Here is a 2039-nt window from a genome sequence, read left to right on the forward strand (position 1 = left end):
TATTTTAGCGGTAGATGCTCAAAAGCGTGGTATTTTAAAAGGCGGAGTAGTCGGCACGTTAATGTCTAATTTAGGCTTAGACTTAGCGCTGCAAGCACTTGATATTCCTTTTGTTCGCTCTAAAGTTGGTGACAGGTATGTCATGGAGATGCTGAGGGAGAATGAATGGCGTATAGGTGGTGAAAACTCTGGTCATATTCTCAACCTAGATCATGGTACTACCGGTGATGGTATTGTTGCAGGTATTTTAGTGTTAGCTGCGATGCGTCGTCAAAATGCATCTCTTGAACAATTAACCGAGCCGATGAAGATGTTGCCTCAAGTATTGGTTAATGTCCGCTTTGAAGGGGACTCTAATCCGTTAGATACCGATGCGGTGAAATCTGCGCAAGCTGATGTTGAGTTGCAATTAGGTGCTCGCGGACGCGTTTTATTAAGAAAATCGGGTACCGAACCGTTAATCAGAGTGATGGTTGAAGGTGATGATCATCCGCAAGTGCTTGCACATGCAAATCGTATTGCTGACGCGGTAAAGGCAGCATGTTAATCATTTGAATATTCAGATATGTTGTTGCTCGCTTAAAAAGTAGACGCTTCGACACTTTATGTGAAATATTCCCCTTTTAGCTCTTGTAACTTGATAAGTGGTTCGCTATTATTCACGCCGCTTTCAGAGGAGACAGTGAATGGCACTCAGACGTCCTATGGTCGCTGGCAACTGGAAAATGAATGGTAATTCAGCACTAGCAGAAGAATTATTTAAGAAGTTTGCTACAAAGCTCCAAAATGATTCCGCTGAAGTGGTTTTATGCCCGCCTTCAATTTATCTTGAAAGTGTTAGGCAGCTGCTTGAAGCCAATAAGCAAACCTTAGACGGTGCGCTTGTTAGAATGGGTGCTCAAAATCTTAGTCAACATGATTTTGGTGCATATACCGGCGAAATATCCGGGCAGATGCTAAAAGATTCTGGATGTCGATATGTTATTATCGGCCATTCCGAACGTCGCCGTATGTACGGAGAGACGAGTAATATCGTGGCAGAGAAGTTTGCCGCAGCACAAAAATATGGTCTGACACCGATTTTATGCGTAGGTGAATCAGGACCAGCTCGTGAAGCAAGACGTACCTTTGAGGTGATTGCGGAAGAGCTTGATATAGTAATTGAAAAAAACGGTACCATGGCTTTTGATAACGCAATTATCGCCTACGAACCTTTATGGGCTGTAGGGACAGGTAAAAGCGCAACACCAGAGCAGGCACAAGAAGTACATGCGTTTATTCGCAGTCGCCTCTCTGAAGTGTCTCCCTTTATTGGTGAGAATATCAGAATTCTATACGGTGGTAGCGTCACCCCAAGCAATGCGGCAGATATCTTTGCCCAGCCTGATGTTGATGGTGGTCTGATTGGCGGTGCAAGTTTGAACTCAAGTGAGTTTTTAAGTTTATGTACCATAGCAATGAGCGCGTAATTATATGTACGAAGTTCTGATAGTTGTATACTTGGTGGTAGCTTTAGGCCTTATAGGCTTAATTTTAATTCAACAAGGAAAGGGTGCCGATATGGGCGCATCTTTCGGAGCCGGTGCCTCAGGCACTCTATTTGGCTCAAGTGGTTCAGGTAACTTCCTGACCCGCAGTACTGCAGTATTAGCCATTGGCTTTTTTGCATTAAGTTTAGTGATTGGTAATTTAAGCGCTAATCACACTGAGCAAAATGATCAGTGGAAAGATTTAGGTCCAGCAGCAGAGCAAATCATTGATGATGCGCCTGTTCAGACCGAACAGTCAGAAACGAAAATTCCTGACTAGTATACCAGGTGTCGCCGAGGTGGTGGAATTGGTAGACGCGCAGCCTTGAGGTGGCTGTGTCTTAACGGACGTGCGGGTTCAAGTCCCGCTCTCGGCACCAGATTTAAACTAACAAATCATGGATTGAGTTTGATTAGTTATTGCAAGATATAGTGTAAATCAATATACTTGCATCAGTTGACGCGGGGTGGAGCAGTTGGTAGCTCGTCGGGCTCATAACCCGAAGGTCG

The 2039-nt window shown here is 44.3% G+C and carries 2 protein-coding genes, 1 tRNA gene and 1 pseudogene; all 4 read left to right on the top strand.

Going from position 1 to position 2039, the window contains the following annotated elements:
- Positions 1 to 547: pseudogene (glmM, locus tag CXF78_RS15240) on the top strand (phosphoglucosamine mutase); the annotation flags it as partial.
- Positions 548 to 686: 139 nt separating this feature from the next.
- Positions 687 to 1469, top strand: a complete 783-nt coding sequence (gene tpiA / locus CXF78_RS15245; RefSeq protein ID WP_011636460.1) for a triose-phosphate isomerase — start codon at positions 687 to 689, stop codon at positions 1467 to 1469.
- Between the two features lie 4 nt (positions 1470 to 1473).
- Positions 1474 to 1809, top strand: coding sequence for a preprotein translocase subunit SecG (gene secG, locus CXF78_RS15250; protein WP_059746473.1), 336 nt, complete (start codon positions 1474 to 1476; stop codon positions 1807 to 1809).
- Between the two features lie 13 nt (positions 1810 to 1822).
- A tRNA-Leu gene (locus tag CXF78_RS15255) sits at positions 1823 to 1909 on the top strand.
- The last annotated feature ends 130 nt before the right edge of the window (positions 1910 to 2039 follow it).

The organism is Shewanella sp. 11B5 (assembly GCF_002836795.1).
Classification (GTDB): domain Bacteria; phylum Pseudomonadota; class Gammaproteobacteria; order Enterobacterales; family Shewanellaceae; genus Shewanella; species Shewanella frigidimarina.